At 72.5% G+C, this 14,742-nt stretch carries 20 protein-coding genes; 7 read left to right on the forward strand and 13 right to left on the reverse strand.

Features of this window, described 5'->3' with window-relative positions; translation table 11 throughout:
- Positions 1-62 precede the first annotated feature (62 nt).
- Positions 63-413, forward strand: coding sequence for an antibiotic biosynthesis monooxygenase family protein (locus tag MNZ39_RS03635; RefSeq protein ID WP_242334622.1), 351 nt, complete (start codon positions 63-65; stop codon positions 411-413).
- A 121-nt stretch (positions 414-534) separates the two neighbouring features.
- Here MNZ39_RS03635 and MNZ39_RS03640 read toward each other — a convergent pair whose 3' ends face one another.
- The 7 genes from MNZ39_RS03640 to MNZ39_RS03670 form a co-directional block, all read right to left on the reverse strand.
- Complete coding sequence (locus tag MNZ39_RS03640) at positions 535-1,005, reverse strand: SRPBCC family protein (RefSeq protein ID WP_242334625.1); 471 nt, start codon at positions 1,003-1,005, stop codon at positions 535-537.
- A 30-nt stretch (positions 1,006-1,035) separates the two neighbouring features.
- Entirely contained in the window at positions 1,036-1,461 is a 426-nt protein-coding gene (locus tag MNZ39_RS03645; RefSeq protein ID WP_242334628.1) for an SRPBCC domain-containing protein, read from the reverse strand.
- Complete coding sequence (locus MNZ39_RS03650; protein WP_242334631.1) at positions 1,458-1,784, reverse strand: helix-turn-helix transcriptional regulator; 327 nt, start codon at positions 1,782-1,784, stop codon at positions 1,458-1,460. The genes MNZ39_RS03645 and MNZ39_RS03650 overlap by 4 nt, the downstream gene beginning before the upstream one ends.
- Positions 1,785-1,941: 157 nt before the next feature.
- Positions 1,942-2,127 (reverse strand): hypothetical protein, encoded by a 186-nt coding sequence (locus MNZ39_RS03655; protein ID WP_242334634.1) that lies wholly within the window; start codon positions 2,125-2,127, stop codon positions 1,942-1,944.
- Positions 2,128-2,485: 358 nt separating this feature from the next.
- Positions 2,486-3,280, reverse strand: a complete 795-nt coding sequence (locus MNZ39_RS03660) for an SDR family NAD(P)-dependent oxidoreductase (RefSeq protein ID WP_242334637.1) — start codon at positions 3,278-3,280, stop codon at positions 2,486-2,488.
- A gap of 119 nt (positions 3,281-3,399) precedes the next feature.
- A complete protein-coding gene (locus tag MNZ39_RS03665; RefSeq protein WP_242334640.1) occupies positions 3,400-4,788 on the reverse strand; it encodes an aminotransferase class V-fold PLP-dependent enzyme in 1,389 nt (462 codons plus the stop codon).
- A gap of 107 nt (positions 4,789-4,895) precedes the next feature.
- On the reverse strand, positions 4,896-5,756 hold the full coding sequence (locus MNZ39_RS03670) for an aldo/keto reductase (protein WP_242334643.1): 861 nt from the start codon (positions 5,754-5,756) through the stop codon (positions 4,896-4,898).
- 211 nt (positions 5,757-5,967) lie between these two features.
- On the opposite strand from MNZ39_RS03670, the gene MNZ39_RS03675 reads away from it, so the two are divergent.
- The gene (locus MNZ39_RS03675; RefSeq protein ID WP_242334646.1) at positions 5,968-6,510 is read left to right on the forward strand and encodes a YgjV family protein; all 543 of its coding nucleotides are present in this window, start codon (positions 5,968-5,970) and stop codon (positions 6,508-6,510) included.
- A gap of 20 nt (positions 6,511-6,530) precedes the next feature.
- On the opposite strand, the gene MNZ39_RS03680 is transcribed toward MNZ39_RS03675, so the two are convergent.
- Positions 6,531-6,818, reverse strand: coding sequence for a hypothetical protein (locus MNZ39_RS03680; RefSeq protein WP_242334648.1), 288 nt, complete (start codon positions 6,816-6,818; stop codon positions 6,531-6,533).
- Between the two features lie 230 nt (positions 6,819-7,048).
- On the opposite strand from MNZ39_RS03680, the gene MNZ39_RS03685 reads away from it, so the two are divergent.
- A complete protein-coding gene (locus tag MNZ39_RS03685) occupies positions 7,049-8,242 on the forward strand; it encodes an MFS transporter (protein WP_242334651.1) in 1,194 nt (397 codons plus the stop codon).
- 62 nt (positions 8,243-8,304) lie between these two features.
- Here the strand turns inward: MNZ39_RS03685 and MNZ39_RS03690 are convergent, their stop codons facing one another.
- The 4 genes from MNZ39_RS03690 to MNZ39_RS03705 form a co-directional block, all read right to left on the reverse strand.
- Positions 8,305-9,186: a hypothetical protein gene (locus MNZ39_RS03690; protein ID WP_242334654.1), complete on the reverse strand. Its 882-nt coding sequence runs from the start codon at positions 9,184-9,186 to the stop codon at positions 8,305-8,307.
- Positions 9,187-9,318: 132 nt separating this feature from the next.
- Entirely contained in the window at positions 9,319-9,915 is a 597-nt protein-coding gene (locus tag MNZ39_RS03695) for a TMEM175 family protein (protein ID WP_242334656.1), read from the reverse strand.
- Positions 9,916-10,052: 137 nt separating this feature from the next.
- Entirely contained in the window at positions 10,053-10,286 is a 234-nt protein-coding gene (locus MNZ39_RS03700) for a hypothetical protein (protein WP_242334659.1), read from the reverse strand.
- A gap of 83 nt (positions 10,287-10,369) precedes the next feature.
- Positions 10,370-10,705, reverse strand: a complete 336-nt coding sequence (locus MNZ39_RS03705; protein WP_242334661.1) for a helix-turn-helix transcriptional regulator — start codon at positions 10,703-10,705, stop codon at positions 10,370-10,372.
- 137 nt (positions 10,706-10,842) lie between these two features.
- Here MNZ39_RS03705 and MNZ39_RS03710 point away from each other — a divergent pair, with 137 nt between their 5' ends.
- From MNZ39_RS03710 to MNZ39_RS03725, 4 genes are all read left to right on the forward strand, one after another.
- Positions 10,843-11,268, forward strand: a complete 426-nt coding sequence (locus MNZ39_RS03710; RefSeq protein ID WP_242334664.1) for a DoxX family protein — start codon at positions 10,843-10,845, stop codon at positions 11,266-11,268.
- Between the two features lie 204 nt (positions 11,269-11,472).
- Positions 11,473-12,105 (forward strand): outer membrane beta-barrel protein, encoded by a 633-nt coding sequence (locus tag MNZ39_RS03715; RefSeq protein ID WP_242334667.1) that lies wholly within the window; start codon positions 11,473-11,475, stop codon positions 12,103-12,105.
- A 105-nt stretch (positions 12,106-12,210) separates the two neighbouring features.
- A complete protein-coding gene (locus MNZ39_RS03720; RefSeq protein WP_242334670.1) occupies positions 12,211-12,576 on the forward strand; it encodes a VOC family protein in 366 nt (121 codons plus the stop codon).
- A gap of 200 nt (positions 12,577-12,776) precedes the next feature.
- On the forward strand, positions 12,777-14,144 hold the full coding sequence (locus MNZ39_RS03725) for a sodium-dependent transporter (protein ID WP_242334673.1): 1,368 nt from the start codon (positions 12,777-12,779) through the stop codon (positions 14,142-14,144).
- A 46-nt stretch (positions 14,145-14,190) separates the two neighbouring features.
- On the opposite strand, the gene MNZ39_RS03730 is transcribed toward MNZ39_RS03725, so the two are convergent.
- Entirely contained in the window at positions 14,191-14,658 is a 468-nt protein-coding gene (locus MNZ39_RS03730) for a hypothetical protein (RefSeq protein ID WP_242334676.1), read from the reverse strand.
- Positions 14,659-14,742 lie beyond the last annotated feature (84 nt).

Consider the following 14,742-nt stretch of genomic DNA (forward strand, 5'->3'; position numbering starts at 1 on the left):
CACCGAGTGCTCCTCGCACCGGAGGGCTCCATCACCCCGCGCCACCCGATGAGGCCATCGCCATGACCCTGCTGACCACCGCGCTCGACGATCCCCGGCTGCGCTTCCGCATCGACTGCTTCAGCGTACCCGCCGCCTCTCGGGCCGAGTTCGAGGAGGCCACCCGCCGCAACCTGGACTTCATCTCGACCCTCCCCGGCTTCCGCGGTCACCTCGTCTTCCGGAAGAGGGGTGGGCAGACCGCCTTCGATGTGGTGACGCTCGCGGTCTGGGAGAGCCAGGAGGCGATCGACCGGGCCGCGACTGCGGTGCGCGCCCACTACGAGCGGATCGGGTTCGACCGGGCCGCCTCGCTGGAGCGGTGGCAGGTCCGGTCCGAGCTCGGCGGCTACGAGATCCTGCGCGGACCCTAAAGCCTCACCCGCGCGCGCGGCGCAGGAAGGACCTCGAGCGAAACCTCGGGGACTCCGGGTCGGGACTCCAACCTCCACGCCGCGCACGCTCGGGGCTCGCGGCGCTGGCCATCCCGGTGCTTCACGTCGTCCGCTCGAGCTCCGCCGCGAGCCGGTCGAAGTTCTGCTCGTTGGCCGGGACGACGATCGGCTTCACCCTCGCGCAGTGCTCAGCGGTCTCGTGCCACATGCGCCAGGTGACGCGGGTCGCGCCACCGCTCTGTTCGTCCAGCGTGATCGTCATCTCGAAGGGATGGCCTACCGACAGGTGGCGGAAGACGATGCGCCTCGGCTCCTCCACCGCGAGGAAGACGCTCTCGTTCGGATGGTCGACGCCGTCCGGCCCGTGCATGACGAAGCGCCAGGTGCCGCCCGGGCGCAGGTCGAACACCTCGAAGGTGCTGCTGAAGCCCTGCGGTCCCCACCAGCGCGCCAGGCGCGACGGATCACGAAACGCCTCGAACACGCGCTCGGGCGGAGCCGCGAACGTGCGCGAGCTCACGATCTCGCGCTCCGAGGCATCGCCGCCTTTGCCCTCTCGTCGAACGGACATGGTCTCCTCCGGCAGAAAAGTGCTCGCCGCCTACCGCTTCACGAATCGGTCGGCCATCGCGCCGAGCACGTACTTCCAGCCCTCCGCGTGCATGCGGCCCATCTCGTCGTCCGGGACGTTCGTGTGCCGCAGCGTCACCTCGGTGTCGCTGCCCCGCGCCTCGAGCGTGACGGTCACGACCGACTCGACGCCGCGCGTCGCCTCCGACATCCAGGTGTGCTGGATGCGCCTCGCGCGCTCGAGCGCGACGAACCGGCCGTAGTGCGCCCAGGAGCGGCCGGCGTGATCGACGGAATGGTAGAAGAGGCCGTCCACGACCGGGTTGATGATCGCGCGGGCGGTCCCGTACCACGGGCTTCCCGGGCTCCGGTGGTCGAGCCAGACGTCGTAGACCTGCGCCGGGGTCGCCGGGATGGTGCGCTTCACGGTCAGCTCGGTGGTCTTGATCTCGTTCATGATCGCTTCCTCTTCTCCGCGAAGAACGCCTCCATGCGATCGAGGCGCTCGGTCCAGAACTGCTCGAGCTTCGAGGCCCACCGCACCACCTCGCGCAGCGGCGCCGGCTCGAGCGCGAGCGTGTGCTCGCGGCCGCGACGCGTGCGACGGACCAGCCCGGCGCGCTCGAGCACCTTGATGTGCTTCGAGATCGCGTTGAGCGACATCGCGAACGGCGCCGCCACGTCCGTCACCCGCGCCGGCCCGCGCGCCAGCTGATCCAGGATGGCCCGGCGGGTCGGATCGGCGACCGCGGCGAAGACGATGTCGGATCGGTAGTTCAACCTGACGGTTGAATATGGACGGGGCGCTGCGGTGTCAAGGGCACGTGCGGGAGGCGGCCGCGATCACGGGTCGACCGGCGCACGAGGCCGGGATCCTGAACAAAGGTCCCGGCCCTCGGTGATTCTGGCCCGCTCCGCGACAGGTCGACTGTCGCGATCAATGCCCCTGAAACCGCGCGTAGGTCACGCCATCCCAGGTGAGGACCTGGCAGGCCGGGTCGAAAACTCCGGCGAAGGTCCTGCCGCCCGACCGGCCCGTCACGGTCAGTCCCGAGCACGTGTACGTACCGGACTCGCTGACGTCGGAGTGGTCGTAGACGAAGCTCCCGCTCGCGAAGCTCACGGCCCAGCTTCCGAGGACCGGCCCATTCGGCCCGAGACCGACTTCGTGCTGCTCGATCGACCTGAACGCGGCGCTCTCGATCGCTGCGCAGGCATCCGCGAAGGGGCCTCCCGTGCAGGCCGCGTCGGCCGCGCCTCCGTCGGTGTGCGTCGCGGCGCGACCGCAGGCGACGGCAAGAAGCAGGAGTACACGTGGAGCTCGCATGACTCAGGGTAAACGAAAGGCGCGAGCCGCGTCTATTCTCGACGGCCGCCGACAGCGGTGCGCGTGCTTCGTGCGACAGCGGATTACTCTCGTATACCGTACGCTCCCCATCTTCCGCGGGGAGGCCCGTCTCACCACGGCCGGAATGGCCGATTCACACGATCGCTCGAACCACGCCGCCATCCACGCGCAGGGCCGCGCCGTTGGTGGCGCTGGCTTGCGTGCTGGAGACGTACACGATGAGGTGGGCGGCCTCCTCCGGGGTGGCGAAGCGCTGGAGCAGCGACGTCGGCCGCGCCGTCGCGAAGAACTGCCGCTCCATCTCCTGCTCGCCGATCTTCCGCTCCTGCGCGAGCTGCCGCACGAACTCGACGACGCCCTCGGAGCTCGTCGGGCCCGGGAGGACGGCGTTCACGGTCACCCCCGTGCCCCGCGTGCGCTCGGCGAGCCCGCGCGCCACCGCGAGCTGCGCGGTCTTGGAGACCCCGTAGTGGATCATCTCCACCGGGATCTGGAGCGCCGACTCGCTCGACACGAAGACGATCCGGCCCCAGCCCCTCGCGAGCATCCGCGGGAAGTGGTGGCGCGCGAGGCGCACGCCGCTCATCACGTTCGTCTCGAACATCCGCGTCCATGCCTCGTCCGTGATCTGCTCGAAGGGCACCGGCTCGAAGACGCCCGCGTTGTTCACGAGCACGTCGACGTCGGGGACCGCGCGGACGAGCGTATCCACCCCGGCGGCGACCGACACGTCCCCGGCGACGCCGCGCACGCGCGCCTGCGGCTCCGCGCGGAGGATGGCCTGCACCGCTTCCTTCACGCGGGCCTCGGTGCGGCCGTTCACGACCACCTCGGCACCTTCGCGCGCGAACTCTTGCGCCGCCGCGCGGCCGATGCCGGCGGTGGACCCGGTGACGAGCACCCTCTTTCCGGCGAGTCCGAGATCCATGAAATCTCTCCTCCCGACCTGATCCTCGAAGCTTCGGCGTGGTCGAGCACCCGACCCTTCACGGTCCGTTCGGCCACCCGCTCCCCGTGGTCGAGGGCCGCGGTCGCGGTCCCCTGCCGTCACGCTCCGCGGGTGGGCCCTCGCTCCCCCGCCTCCGCCGCCCTCCGCATCGCCTCGAGCGACCGCTCCACGTCGTCGTCCGTGGTCGCCCACGAGCAGACGCTGATCCGCATGGCGGTGTGGCCCTGCCAGACGGTGCCGCCGCACCAGCAGGTACCGTCCGCCTGGATCGCCGCGATCACCCGCCGCGTGCGCTCCGGCTCGCCGAAGGACACGAGCACCTGGTTCAGCGTGACCTCGTTCAGCACGCGGTGCCCCGCCCCGGCGAGCCCCTCGGCGAAGCGCCGCGCGTGGCGGCAGCTTCGCTCGATGAGGTCCGCGAGCCCGGCGCGCCCGAGCGCGCGCAGCGCGGCCCAGACCTCCACGCCGCGCGCCCGGCGCGACAGCTCCGGCGTGTAGTCCGCCGGATCCCGCTCCGTGCCTACCGGCAGGTAGGCGGCGGTCATGCCCATGGCGGCGCGCAGGGGGGCGCCGTCACGGACGAGCGCGATCCCGCTGTCGTACGGCACGTTCAGCCACTTGTGCGCGTCGGTCGCCCAGGAGTCCGCGCCCTCGATCCCGCTCGCGAGCCCCGCGCGTCCGGGCGCGGCCCGGGCCCAGAGGCCGAAGGCTCCGTCCACGTGCACCCACGCGCCGGCCTCGTGCGCGCGGGGCACGAGCTCGGAGAAGGCGTCGAACGCGCCGGTGTTCACGTTGCCAGCCTGGAGGCAGACGATGGTCGGCCCGGAGAGCCGGGGCAGAGCTTCGGGGCGCATCCGGCCCTGCCCGTCCACGGGGACGCTCACGACGCGGTCGCGCCCGAGGCCCAGCATCGCGAGGGCCTTCATCACGCTCGGGTGCGCCTCGGCGCCGACGACGACCGCGATCTCCGGCGCGCCGAAGAGGCCGCGCGCCTCGACGTCCCACCCCGCTCGCGCCAGCACGGCGTGCCGTGCGGCGGCGAGCGCGGTCAGGTTCGCGACCGTCGCGCCGGTCACGAACCCGCCCGCCGTTCCGGGCGGCAACCCGAGCGCCTCGACGACCCACCGCAGCGCGACGTCCTCCAGCGCGGCCGTTCCGGGCGTCACGTCGCGCCGGGCCGAGTTCTGGTCCCACGCCGTCGCGAGCACGTTCGCGGCCACCGTGACCGGGAGCGCCCCGCCGATCACGAACCCGAAGAAGCGCGGCCCGGCCATGGCCATGGTGGCCGGTGACACGAGCGCGTCCAGCTCCGCGAGCACCGTGCTCGGGTCGCTCGGCTCGGCGGGGAGCGCGCGGTCCAGGGCGGCGAGCCGCTTCACCGCCTCCGGAGAGGGCGCCACGGAGCGCGTCCGGAGCTCGCGGAGGTACGCCGAGGCACGCGTGGCTGCGTCCTGCAGGAGACTGCCGGTCACGTCGTCGCGATCCACGGTTCCCTCCTCGCGCGCCCGCGTACGCGGGGCCGCATGCGCGCCCGGGACGCGGCGCGACGGACTGGAGCGCTGACATGTTCGCGAGCGCCCGCCTCGTCAAGGCTTCACAGCACCTCGAGCGGCCGCTCCTCCTCCGGCGGCGGGAAGGCGCCGTCCAGCTCGGCGAGGTCTTCCCGGGTCAGGCGGAGGTCGAGCGCGGCGCGGTTCTCCTCGACGTGCGCCGGGGTGCCGGCCTTCGGGATGGCGTTCACTCCGTCGAGCCTGAGGATCCAGGCGAGCGCGATCTGCGCCGGCGTCGCGCCGTGCCGCTCGGCGACGTTCGCGAGGGCGGCGTCGTCGCGGAGCAGGCGCCCCTGCTCGTAGGGCGAGTACGCCATGACCGGGATGCCCCGCGCGCGGCACCAGGGCAAGAGGCCGAGCTCGATGCCGCGGCGGGAGAGGTTGTAGAGCACCTGGTCCGCCTGCACCTGCGACCCGCCCGGCACGCCGGACAGCTCCTCCAGATCCGGCACGTCGAGGTTGCTGACGCCCCAGTGCCGGATCTTCCCGGCCTCGACGAGCTCCTGGAAGGCGAGGACGGTCTCCTCGAGTGGGAACGCGCCGCGCCAGTGCAGGAGGTACAGGTCGATGCGGTCCGTCCCGAGCCGCCGCAGGCTCCGCTCGCAGGCGGCGATCGTGCCGGCGCGCGAGGCGTTCGTCGGGAGGACCTTGCTCACCAGGAAGACCTCGTCGCGCCGCCCGGCGATGACCTCCCCGACGAGCTCCTCGGCACGCCCGTCGGCGTACAGCTCCGCCGTGTCGATGAGCGTGAGGCCGAGGTCCAACCCGAGCTCGAGCGCGGCCCGCTCCGTCGCCCGGAGGGAGGGATCCTCGGCCATGAACCAGGTGCCCAGCCCCAGGGCAGGGATCCGCTCGCCGAGCGGGAGCGCGATCGTTCGCACGCCGGAGACCGATGACGCTGGCATGCCGAGACGATCGGATCGCCCTCGCCGTGACGCAACCAGGAGCGGGACTCGAGGCCCGCTGCTCGCGGATCTCGAGGGTCACGTGCTCGCGCGGGCGCGTTGCGCCTCCGGCGGCGCGGTGGCAGCATTCGCGCCCCGGCCCGGCCGGGCGACGCACGCGCGATGCCCGCGCGACCGTGCGCCCCGCGGTCCGGTCGAGGAGCTTCGCGACATGCACCCGTTCTCCCCGGCGCAGGTGGTCGGGTACGTCGCTCTCGTGCTGGGGGTCTCCGGCTTTCTCCAGCGCGACGACCGCCGCATGAAGCTCCTCGTCGCCAGCGAGTGCTTCGTCTACGTCGTCCACTTCACGCTGCTCGGGCGCCCGCCGGCCGCCTCGAGCGCGCTCGTCTCAGGGGTTCGCACGCTCCTCTCGGTGCGGTTCCGCTCGGCGTGGCTCGCCGCCGCGAGCGTCGCCGTGAACGTGGGCCTCGCCGTGGCGCTCTCGACCCGCGGCGCCGGGTGGATCCCCGTCGTGGGCTCGAGCCTCGGGGCGATCGCGGTGTTCACGATGCGGGGCGTCCCGATGCGGCTCGTGCTGCTCGCGAGCACCTCGCTGTGGCTCGCGAACAACGTCCTCAGCCGGTCCCTCGGCGGCACCGTGCTCGAGTCGCTCATCGCGGCCACGAGCATCTCGACCATCCTCCGCATGACCCTCGCGGAGCGCGCGGCAGCCGCCGAGAGCGCGCGGTCCGGGGCGGAAGGCGCGACGCCGTGAAGGGTGCGCGACCGCTCAGGTCACGCCGCGCGTCCGGGGGGAGGCATCGGCCCGCGCTGGACGGGCACCTCGTCGCTCGCCCGGGTTGCCGCGACCGCGCTCGACACCGACACGGCGCCGAGCAGGACGACCATGCTCGTCAGGGCGGCCTGGAGGACCAGCGCCTCGACGAGCACCACGGTGCAGATGGCCCACACGCCCAGCAGCAGCGCGAGCCCGGCGAGCTCGCGGCTGAGGAGCGCGTCCGCCACCGTGCGGCGACGGATCTCGGTGATCCCGTTGGAGCGGTGGCGAATTCGATAGCGCACGGCGCCTCAACACTCCGCTGGCCGCGGGATTCCCGGCGAGCCGCGCAACCATATCCGCCTCGAGCCGACGCCGCTCGTGCCTCTTCCCCGCCCTCCTGGAACATGCTGTCGCGCCGAGGGATTCGGCAGCGGGAAGTCAGGCGGCCCCCCGCCAGGTCTTCCGCAGGGCCGGCCCGGGCGTCACCTCCACCCACATGCGCCGCCGCGCTGCGGTATGTCTGCGGGCCTCGATGAGCGCCCCCGTCCGCCGACTCCTGTGGCTCCTCGCCGGCACGGCCGGCCTCACCGTCGCGAACCTGTACTACAGCCAGCCGCTCCTGCCGATGATCGCGGCCGAGCTGCACGTCGCGCCCCGCACCGCCGGCCTCGTCTCGACGGCCACGCAGATCGGGTACGCGGTGGGCATGCTGCTCCTCGTCCCGCTCGGCGACGGGCACGAGCGGCGGCGGCTCATCGTGGCGATGACGGGCGCGGTCAGCGCGGCGCTCGTCGCCGTCGCGGCCGCGCCGGGCCTCGGGGCGCTGCTCGCCGCGAGCTTCCTCCTCGGCGCGACGACGATCGTGCCGCAGCTCGTCGTCCCGTTCGCCGTCGCGGTCGCCGACCCCGCCGCGCGCGGCCGCTCGGTGGGGCTCGTGATGAGCGGGCTCCTCGTCGGCATCCTCCTCTCGCGCACGGTGAGCGGCGTGCTCGGCGCGCACCTCGGCTGGCGCGCGACGTACGCGGGCGCGGCGGGGACGATGCTGCTCCTCGCGATCGCGCTCCGCTTCGTGCTCCCGGCGCAGGCGCCGCCGTCCCGCGCGCGCTGGGCGGACCTCCTCGCCTCGCTGCCCCGCCTCGTGCGCGAGGAGCCGCTGCTCCGCCGGCACGCGCTCCTCGGCGCGCTCGCGTTCGCCGCGTTCAGCGTGTTCTGGACCACCCTCGCCTTCCACCTCGCGCTCCCGCCGCTCGGCTACGGCTCCAGCGTCGCCGGGCTCTTCGGGGTGGTGGGTGTATCGGGCGCGATCGCCGCGCCGGTCGCGGGCCGCCTCGCCGACCGCCACGGCTCGCGAGTCGTGAACCTCGGCGCGATCCTCGCGGTGCTCGCCTCGTTCGGCGTGCTCTGGCTGGGACGGACGAGCCTCGCCGGGCTCGCCGCGGGCGTCGTGCTCCTCGACTTCGGCGCCCAGGCGAACCACATCTCGAACCAGACCATCGTCCTCGGCCTCTCGGCCGAGAAGCGCAACCGCATCAACACCGTCTACATGGTGACCTACTTCGCGGGCGGCGCCGCCGGCTCGACCGCCGGCGCGTGGGCGTGGAGCGCCGGCGGCTGGTCCGCCGTGTGCGCCGCCGGGGCGGCGTTCTCGGCGATCGCGATCGTCGCGTGGGCGACGGTGGGTCATCGCCACGCCGTCGCGGCCTCCGAGGCGGTGGCGAGGGGCTAGGAGCAGAGCCCGACCGGTGCCGGAGCCCTGCGCGGTCGACGGCGCTCGCCTCCCGGCCGGCCTCACCTCGCCCCGGCCACCGCCTTCAGCGCCTTCTCGATCGCGTCGGGCGCGCAGCGGATGTTCATGAAGCTGTGCGAGCCCATCATCTTCAAATCAGGGAAGTTCACCGCGATCCGGAAGCGGGCGTAGAGCGCGCGCACGTCACCGCCGGTGACGAGGAGCTCGTACGGCAGGTGCCCCGTGGAGCGGAGCGGCTTGGAGTCGATCTCGTTCATGATGCGGGCGTCGCCCGAGCAGCCGTCGGAGAGCGCCACGCCGAACACCGTCTGCGTGCCGCCGGGCAGGTCGATGCGGTAGACCTTGCTCGCGCCCCCGCGCCGCTCGGCGAGCCCGGCCTCGATCGCCTTCACCGCCTCGTCGTGGCTCGCGAAGTGGCCGAGCTTGGACGGCTCGTCGAAGTACTCCATGCCGACCATGTAGTGGTACTTGCGCAGGTCCTTCGCGCTCTTGCCCTCGGAGGGCCCGTACTCCTCGGCCCGCCCCAGCGCGCCCTCGAGCGAGGCCGCGACGGGAGCGAGGTCGCCCGGGAGGCGATAGGCCGCCGCCATGTACGAGGGGTTCGTGTAGGCGACCTGGACCTCCTCGCCGACCTTCGTGATCGTGACGCGCTGGGCGGCGGCATAGCCGCCGGACGGCGTCTTCGCAGCCTCGGACTTGAGGCTCTCGTTCGTCACCGCGAGGACGAGGGCGCCGGGGTACGGCGCGTAGCTCCCGGCGATCTCGAAGCCCGCCGCCTGGAGCTTCTGCCGGGCGGTCCTCGCGGCACCGTCCACGTCTCCAGGCGCGCGCGAGGCGAGCACGAAGGGCTTCATCGTGGGGTCGGCCGCGAGGGCCGGGGAGGCGAGGAGGAGCAGGCTGGCGAGAGCGAACCGGTGGTTCATGGGTGGGGTCCTTTGGCGGCGGCGCCGCGCGACCGTGCGATCGGTCGATCGAGCTTGAGAGCCAGCGCGTGGCGCGACGATTCCGGACAGGATGTCGCACCGCGGGCACGCCAACCGCCTCGAGCCGTCGCCTCAGGTGGCGCTCTCCCTCGGCGCGTCGAGCCGCCGCTCGATCCGCCTGTCCGGGATCAACCAGAGGATCGCGACGAGGACGTAGAGCGCGTACGAGAGCCACGGGTGGACGAACGCGAGCCCGATCCCGAGCGCGTAGAAGAAGGGCGAGGTCTTCCCCTTCCAGTCGCTCCCGATGGCGCGGGCGAGCGTCGAGCCGGGGCCCTCGTGCGCGACGATCGAGCCCTGCAAGAGGAAGTACGCGATGGCGGCCGAGAGCAGCACGCAGCCGTACACCGCCGCCGGCCACGGCTCGTTCGGGCTCTCGCCCACCCAGTGCGTCGTGAACGGCACGAGCGAAAGCCAGAACAGGAGGTGCAGGTTCGCCCACAGGATGCGCCCGCTCACGTGGTGCGTGGCGTGCAGCATGTGGTGGTGGTTGTTCCAGTAGAGCCCGACGTACACGAAGCTGAGCACGTAGCTCAGGAACACCGGCACGAGCGGGCGCAGCGCGGAGAGGTCGTGGCCTCCCTCGGGGACGCGCAGCTCGAGCACCATGATCGTGATGACGATGGCGAGCACGCCGTCGCTGAACGCCTCGAGCCGGGTCTTGCCCATGCGTCGTACTTAACCCGCCGCGAGGGCGGCGCGCCGCGCGTGCCGTTCTGCCAGGCTCTTCGTGGCCGGGCACGCCGATGCCCCGCCTCACGGTGGTACTGGACGTCAGCGGCGCTCGCGGCCTCGAGAGGCGCCGCTCACGCCGCGAGCGGCAGGCTCGTCTCGAGCGCCCCCGTCTCGACCCCGACCAGCTCCGCCGCGTCGCGCGCGGAGAGCCGCCGGCGCTCGACGAGGACGCGGCCGGCGAAGACGCGCGCCTCACGGGCGCGGGCCGCGTCGCTCAGGTAGAGCGAGGCGTGCAACGCGCGACGCGCCTCCGCGGGCACGGCGGGATCGACGAGCAGCATCGGGACGAGGGACCAGGTGTTCATCGCATGCTCCTGGCCCCTCTATTTAAATCGACGTCCGTCGATTTCAACCGAAACGCTTCCGCGTGAGGCCACCTCCTGTCCGCTCAGCGGCCGCGCGCCCGTCGTTCCGCGGGCTTGGGCCGGCTCGCGCCCGAGAGGGTCCGCACGCGCAGCGCGTCGAGGTACGCCTCCATCACGTCCCGCCGGAAGCGGTAGTAGGCGAAGTGCCCGTCCCGCCGCCGCTCGAGGAGCTGCGCGTTCACGAGCTCCTTCAGGTGGTGCGACACCGTGGACTGGCAGAGCGCGGCCGACTCGACGACGGACGAGCACGGCACCTCGCCGCCCGCCGCCGCCGCGCGCTCGAGGATCTCGCAGCGCTGCGGATCGGCGAGCGCCTTGGCGATGCTGCAGAATTCTTCGTCGGTGAGCCCGACCGGCATGGTGACGCCCCCCCCGGCGGGTATCGATAACCGTCGATGATTCGCGAGTCAAGGCGCACCTTGGCCGGCGCGTGTGGGAGACCGCGTCGCCGCCGAATAGGCTCGCCAGGCGCCGGCCCGGCGTTAGGTATCGGGCCATGGACACCCGTGCACTGGCCGCGACCGCGGCGCGTCTCGAGACCCCCAGCTACTCCGCGCTGCGCTTCGTCGCCGGCGCGATGTTCATGTTCCACGGCTCCCAGAAGATCCTCGGCTGGCTCGCCGCCGGGCCCGGCCCCGCGGCCGGCACGCAGCTCTGGTTCGGCGGCCTCATCGAGCTCGTCGCCGGGGCGCTCATCGCGCTCGGGCTCTTCACGCGCGCCGCGGCGTTCCTGGCCTCGGGCACGATGGCCGTCGCCTACGTCCAGTTCCACTGGAAGCTCGCCCTCTCCGGCTTCGCCTGGCTCCCCGCCGTGAACAAGGGCGAGCTCGCCGCGCTGTACTGCTTCCTGTTCCTGTACGTGACCGCGCGCGGGCCCGGGGCGGTCTCGCTCGACGCGCTGCGCGGATCGCGCGGCCGCTGACGCGCCGGCGGCTGTGGCTCGATCGCGTGACGTGGCGGGGGTGCCGCGCCCGTGCGCCGGGCTCACGTGCGAGGACGTGCCCCGCGAGCGCACACTCGGCCGCCGAAGGGGCGGAGATCGCTAGTGAGCAGATCCACCGTCCGTCCGTGGCACGATGGGTGAATGACCGGGCCGCAGCGGTTCCCACCTCACGAGGAGAGATCCATGCGCAAGCTGCTCCCTGCCCTTTTCGCCCTCACGCTGCTCGCGGTCCCCTTCGCCTCGCACGCCCAGGTCTCGCTCGGCCTCAGGCTGGGCTACGGCCCGGCGCTCGGCGACGCCGCGAAGGACTCCAGGATGTCCGACGGCATCAAGAGCCAGATCCCGATCCAGCTCGACGCCACGTACGCGCTGACACCGAGCTTCGGCCTCGGCGGCTACGTCTCCTACGGCTTCGGCCAGATCGGGGACGAGTTCGCCCAGCTCTGCGATCAGGTCGACTGCTCCACGCGCGTCGTCCGGGCCGGCGTGCAGGGCATCTACACCTTCGCGCCCATGGGGCAGCTCCGGCCGTTCGCGGGCGTGGGCGCCGGGTACGAGTGGGGCAGCATGAGCGCGGAGGCCGGCGGCCAGAAGGTCTCCTTCTCGTTCCGCGGGTTCGAGCTCCTGAACCTCACCGGCGGCGCGGACTACGTGGTGAGCCCGCAGCTCGCGGTCGGGCCCTACATCGGGCTCAGCCTCGCGCGCTACTCGAACACCTCGATCGACGACGGCACGCAGACCATCTCCGGCGAGATCGACCAGAAGGCGATGCACGAGTGGCTGCAGTTCGGCATCCGTGGGCGGTTCGACCTGTAGGCTCTTGCTCGCGCTCCCCCCCGGCGCGCCGGTGGGGGAGCGGGCCTCCACGAGTGGCGGCGGCGCACCGCCGCCTTCGCTAGAATCGTCCGCACCGGAGGTGACATGCACAAGAGCAGGCTCTGCGCGGTGACGATCGACTGCGAGAAGGGGGATCTCGACGTGGCCTCGCGCTTCTGGTCGGGGGCGCTCGGGCGTCCCGAGCGCGAGCGCGAGGGGAACTACGTGACGCTCGAGGATCGCGACCGGCTCATCGTGCTGCTGCAGCGCGTCGATCATCCGAGCAGGGTTCACCTCGACCTCGAGACCGACGACATGGAGGCCGAGGTTCGCCGGCTCGAGGCGCTCGGGGCGAAGCGGGTCGCGCAGGTCCGGACCTGGTGGGTGATGGAGGCGCCCACCGGGCAGCGCTTCTGCGTCTGCCGCCCGCAGCGCGGGCCGCTCGGGGACGACGCGAACACGTGGCCGTGAGCGGCGCGGCCCCGGGCTCACGCGCCGCCGGCGCTCTTCCGTTACCTCGAGCTCGCGGCGACGGGCGTCCTCCGGGAGAGCCGCGCCGTCGTCGATTTCCTCGCGCGCGGCCCTGCGCCGTGTCCTCGCTCAAGATCGACGGGTCCCGGCGGTGTTAGATGGGCGGCCCGAAGCCCGGCCCATTCCCGCCGAGGAGCCGCATGTCCGCACCGAAGACTGCCAGCCGCGACGCTTTCGCCTCGACCCTCGGCGCCTTCGCCGCCACCGTGGGCTCCGCGATCGGGCTCGGCAACATCTGGAAGTTCCCCTACCTCACCGGCTCGAACGGCGGCGCCGCCTTCGTGCTCACCTACCTGCTCGCAGTGGCGCTCGTCGGGATCCCGGTGATGGCGGTGGAGCACGTCATCGGCCGGAGGATGCGGCTCGACGCCGTGCGGGCCTATGGCCGGGTGGTCCCCGGCCAGCGGTTCTGGGCGGCGATCGGGTGGGCGGGCCTCGCCTCGGCCCTGCTCATCATGGCGTTCTACACGGACGTCGCGGGCTGGGTGTTCGCCTACGTCTTCAAGTCGGCGGGTGCGTTCGTCTCCGGCAGGCCGCTCACCCCGGAGACCTTCGGTGCCCTCGCGAGCGGGACCTGGGAGCCCATCGCCTGGCAGGCGGTCGTCCTCGTGGTCACGACCGCCATCATCGCCGCCGGCGTCTCCCAGGGCATCGAGAAGGTCACGAAGACCCTCATGCCCCTCCTCTTCGGCCTCCTCCTCGTCTGCGACCTGCGCGCCCTCACGCTCCCGGGCGCCTTCGCCGGCGTCTCCTACCTGTTCAGCCCCGACCCCTCGAAGATCACGGCGAGCGTCCTGCTCTCCGCCCTCGGCCTCGCCTTCTTCAAGCTGTCGCTCGGCATGGGCACCATGACGACCTACGGGTCCTACATGCCGGACCAGACCCGCATCGTGCCGAACGCGACGCGCGTGGCCCTCGCCGACACGCTCGTGTCGCTGCTCGCGGGGCTCGCCATCTTCCCCGCGGTGTTCGCCTTCGGCGGCACGCCGGCCGGAGGCCCCGGGCTCCTCTTCAACACCATCCCGCTCGTCTTCGCCCGGATGCCGCTCGGCGGGCTCTTCACGGCGCTCTTCTTCGTCCTCGCGGCGATCGCCACGATCGGCGCGATGGTGAGCCTCATGGAGGTCCCGGTGGCCTTCTTCGTCGAGAAGGGCCACGTGCGCCGCCCGGCCGCCGCCGCGATCACCGGCGGCACGATGTTCGCGCTCGGCGTCCTCGCGACGCTCTCGCAGGGGCCCGTCCTCGCGGACGTGAAGCTCTTCGGCAAGACCTTCTTCGATCTGTTCGACTTCCTCTCCTCGAACGTGCTCCTCCCGGTGGGCGGCCTCGCCATCGCGATCGTGGGAGGGTGGCTCGTCTCGCGGAGCGCCTTCGTGGAGGAGCTGAACAAGGGCCACTCGGCGGCGAGCTGGTACGACCGGACGTTCTACGCGTTCATCCGGTTCGTCGCGCCGGGGCTCATCCTGCTCATCCTCCTGAGCAGCCTCGGCGTGATCCGGCTCTCGTAGGCGTCCTCGCGCCGGCGAACCCGCGCGAGAGCCCTCGCCGCGCGGCTCAGAGGAGCTGGTACTGGACGCCGGTGACCACCGAGGGGAGCTGGTCCTGCTCCCCGCGGAAGCGCTTCAGGAACGGGAGCTGGCCTCGCACGAACAGCCAGGCCTCGCCGAGCACCTTCAGGTAGACGCCGGGCGACGCCGACAGCACGGTGCCGCCCGTGTTCACGACGGCCTCCCCGCCGGCCTCGTCCGCCGCGGCGTGGCGGCCGTCGAGGCCGAGGTCGAGCGCGAGCCGCTTCGCCGGAAAGTACTGACCGTGAACGCTCCAGAGCAGCGCCCGGCCGTAGCGGTAGCCGGCGCCATTCTCGGTGCGGAGCCGGCCGGAGAGGCTCCCGAAGGCGAGCCAGCTCCCCTGCTCGAACCGGTAGCTCACGCCGGCGAAGGGCCCCCAGGCGCCGGTGCCGGGCTGGCCGTGCTCGTCGATGCGCTCGCCGCCCGAGCGCAGGCGGTTCGGCCCGGTGGGCATCGAAGGTCCCCGCGGTGAGCGCCACCTCCTGCACCCGCCCGACGCCCAGGTTCACGCTCCGAAAGGCTGCGTAGCGCGCCGCGA

Origin of the sequence: Anaeromyxobacter sp. SG66 (assembly GCF_022690805.1) — a bacterium.
GTDB lineage: Bacteria > Myxococcota > Myxococcia > Myxococcales > Anaeromyxobacteraceae > Anaeromyxobacter > Anaeromyxobacter soli.

What these genes read in the sequence shown, in the direction of transcription:
- MNZ39_RS03670 (WP_242334643.1), bottom strand. Translation starts at nt 5,756, where the DNA reads ATGCCAGCGTCATCGGTCTCCGGCGTGCGAACGATCGCGCTCCCGCTC.
- MNZ39_RS03715 (WP_242334667.1), top strand. Translation starts at nt 11,473, where the DNA reads ATGCGCAAGCTGCTCCCTGCCCTTTTCGCCCTCACGCTGCTCGCGGTC.
- MNZ39_RS03660 (WP_242334637.1), bottom strand. Translation starts at nt 3,280, where the DNA reads ATGGATCTCGGACTCGCCGGAAAGAGGGTGCTCGTCACCGGGTCCACC.
- MNZ39_RS03685 (WP_242334651.1), top strand. Translation starts at nt 7,049, where the DNA reads ATGAGCGCCCCCGTCCGCCGACTCCTGTGGCTCCTCGCCGGCACGGCC.
- MNZ39_RS03675 (WP_242334646.1), top strand. Translation starts at nt 5,968, where the DNA reads ATGCACCCGTTCTCCCCGGCGCAGGTGGTCGGGTACGTCGCTCTCGTG.
- MNZ39_RS03635 (WP_242334622.1), top strand. Translation starts at nt 63, where the DNA reads ATGACCCTGCTGACCACCGCGCTCGACGATCCCCGGCTGCGCTTCCGC.
- MNZ39_RS03700 (WP_242334659.1), bottom strand. Translation starts at nt 10,286, where the DNA reads ATGAACACCTGGTCCCTCGTCCCGATGCTGCTCGTCGATCCCGCCGTG.
- MNZ39_RS03640 (WP_242334625.1), bottom strand. Translation starts at nt 1,005, where the DNA reads ATGTCCGTTCGACGAGAGGGCAAAGGCGGCGATGCCTCGGAGCGCGAG.
- MNZ39_RS03690 (WP_242334654.1), bottom strand. Translation starts at nt 9,186, where the DNA reads ATGAACCACCGGTTCGCTCTCGCCAGCCTGCTCCTCCTCGCCTCCCCG.
- MNZ39_RS03705 (WP_242334661.1), bottom strand. Translation starts at nt 10,705, where the DNA reads ATGCCGGTCGGGCTCACCGACGAAGAATTCTGCAGCATCGCCAAGGCG.
- MNZ39_RS03710 (WP_242334664.1), top strand. Translation starts at nt 10,843, where the DNA reads ATGGACACCCGTGCACTGGCCGCGACCGCGGCGCGTCTCGAGACCCCC.
- MNZ39_RS03645 (WP_242334628.1), bottom strand. Translation starts at nt 1,461, where the DNA reads ATGAACGAGATCAAGACCACCGAGCTGACCGTGAAGCGCACCATCCCG.
- MNZ39_RS03695 (WP_242334656.1), bottom strand. Translation starts at nt 9,915, where the DNA reads ATGGGCAAGACCCGGCTCGAGGCGTTCAGCGACGGCGTGCTCGCCATC.
- MNZ39_RS03730 (WP_242334676.1), bottom strand. Translation starts at nt 14,658, where the DNA reads ATGCCCACCGGGCCGAACCGCCTGCGCTCGGGCGGCGAGCGCATCGAC.
- MNZ39_RS03725 (WP_242334673.1), top strand. Translation starts at nt 12,777, where the DNA reads ATGTCCGCACCGAAGACTGCCAGCCGCGACGCTTTCGCCTCGACCCTC.
- MNZ39_RS03720 (WP_242334670.1), top strand. Translation starts at nt 12,211, where the DNA reads ATGCACAAGAGCAGGCTCTGCGCGGTGACGATCGACTGCGAGAAGGGG.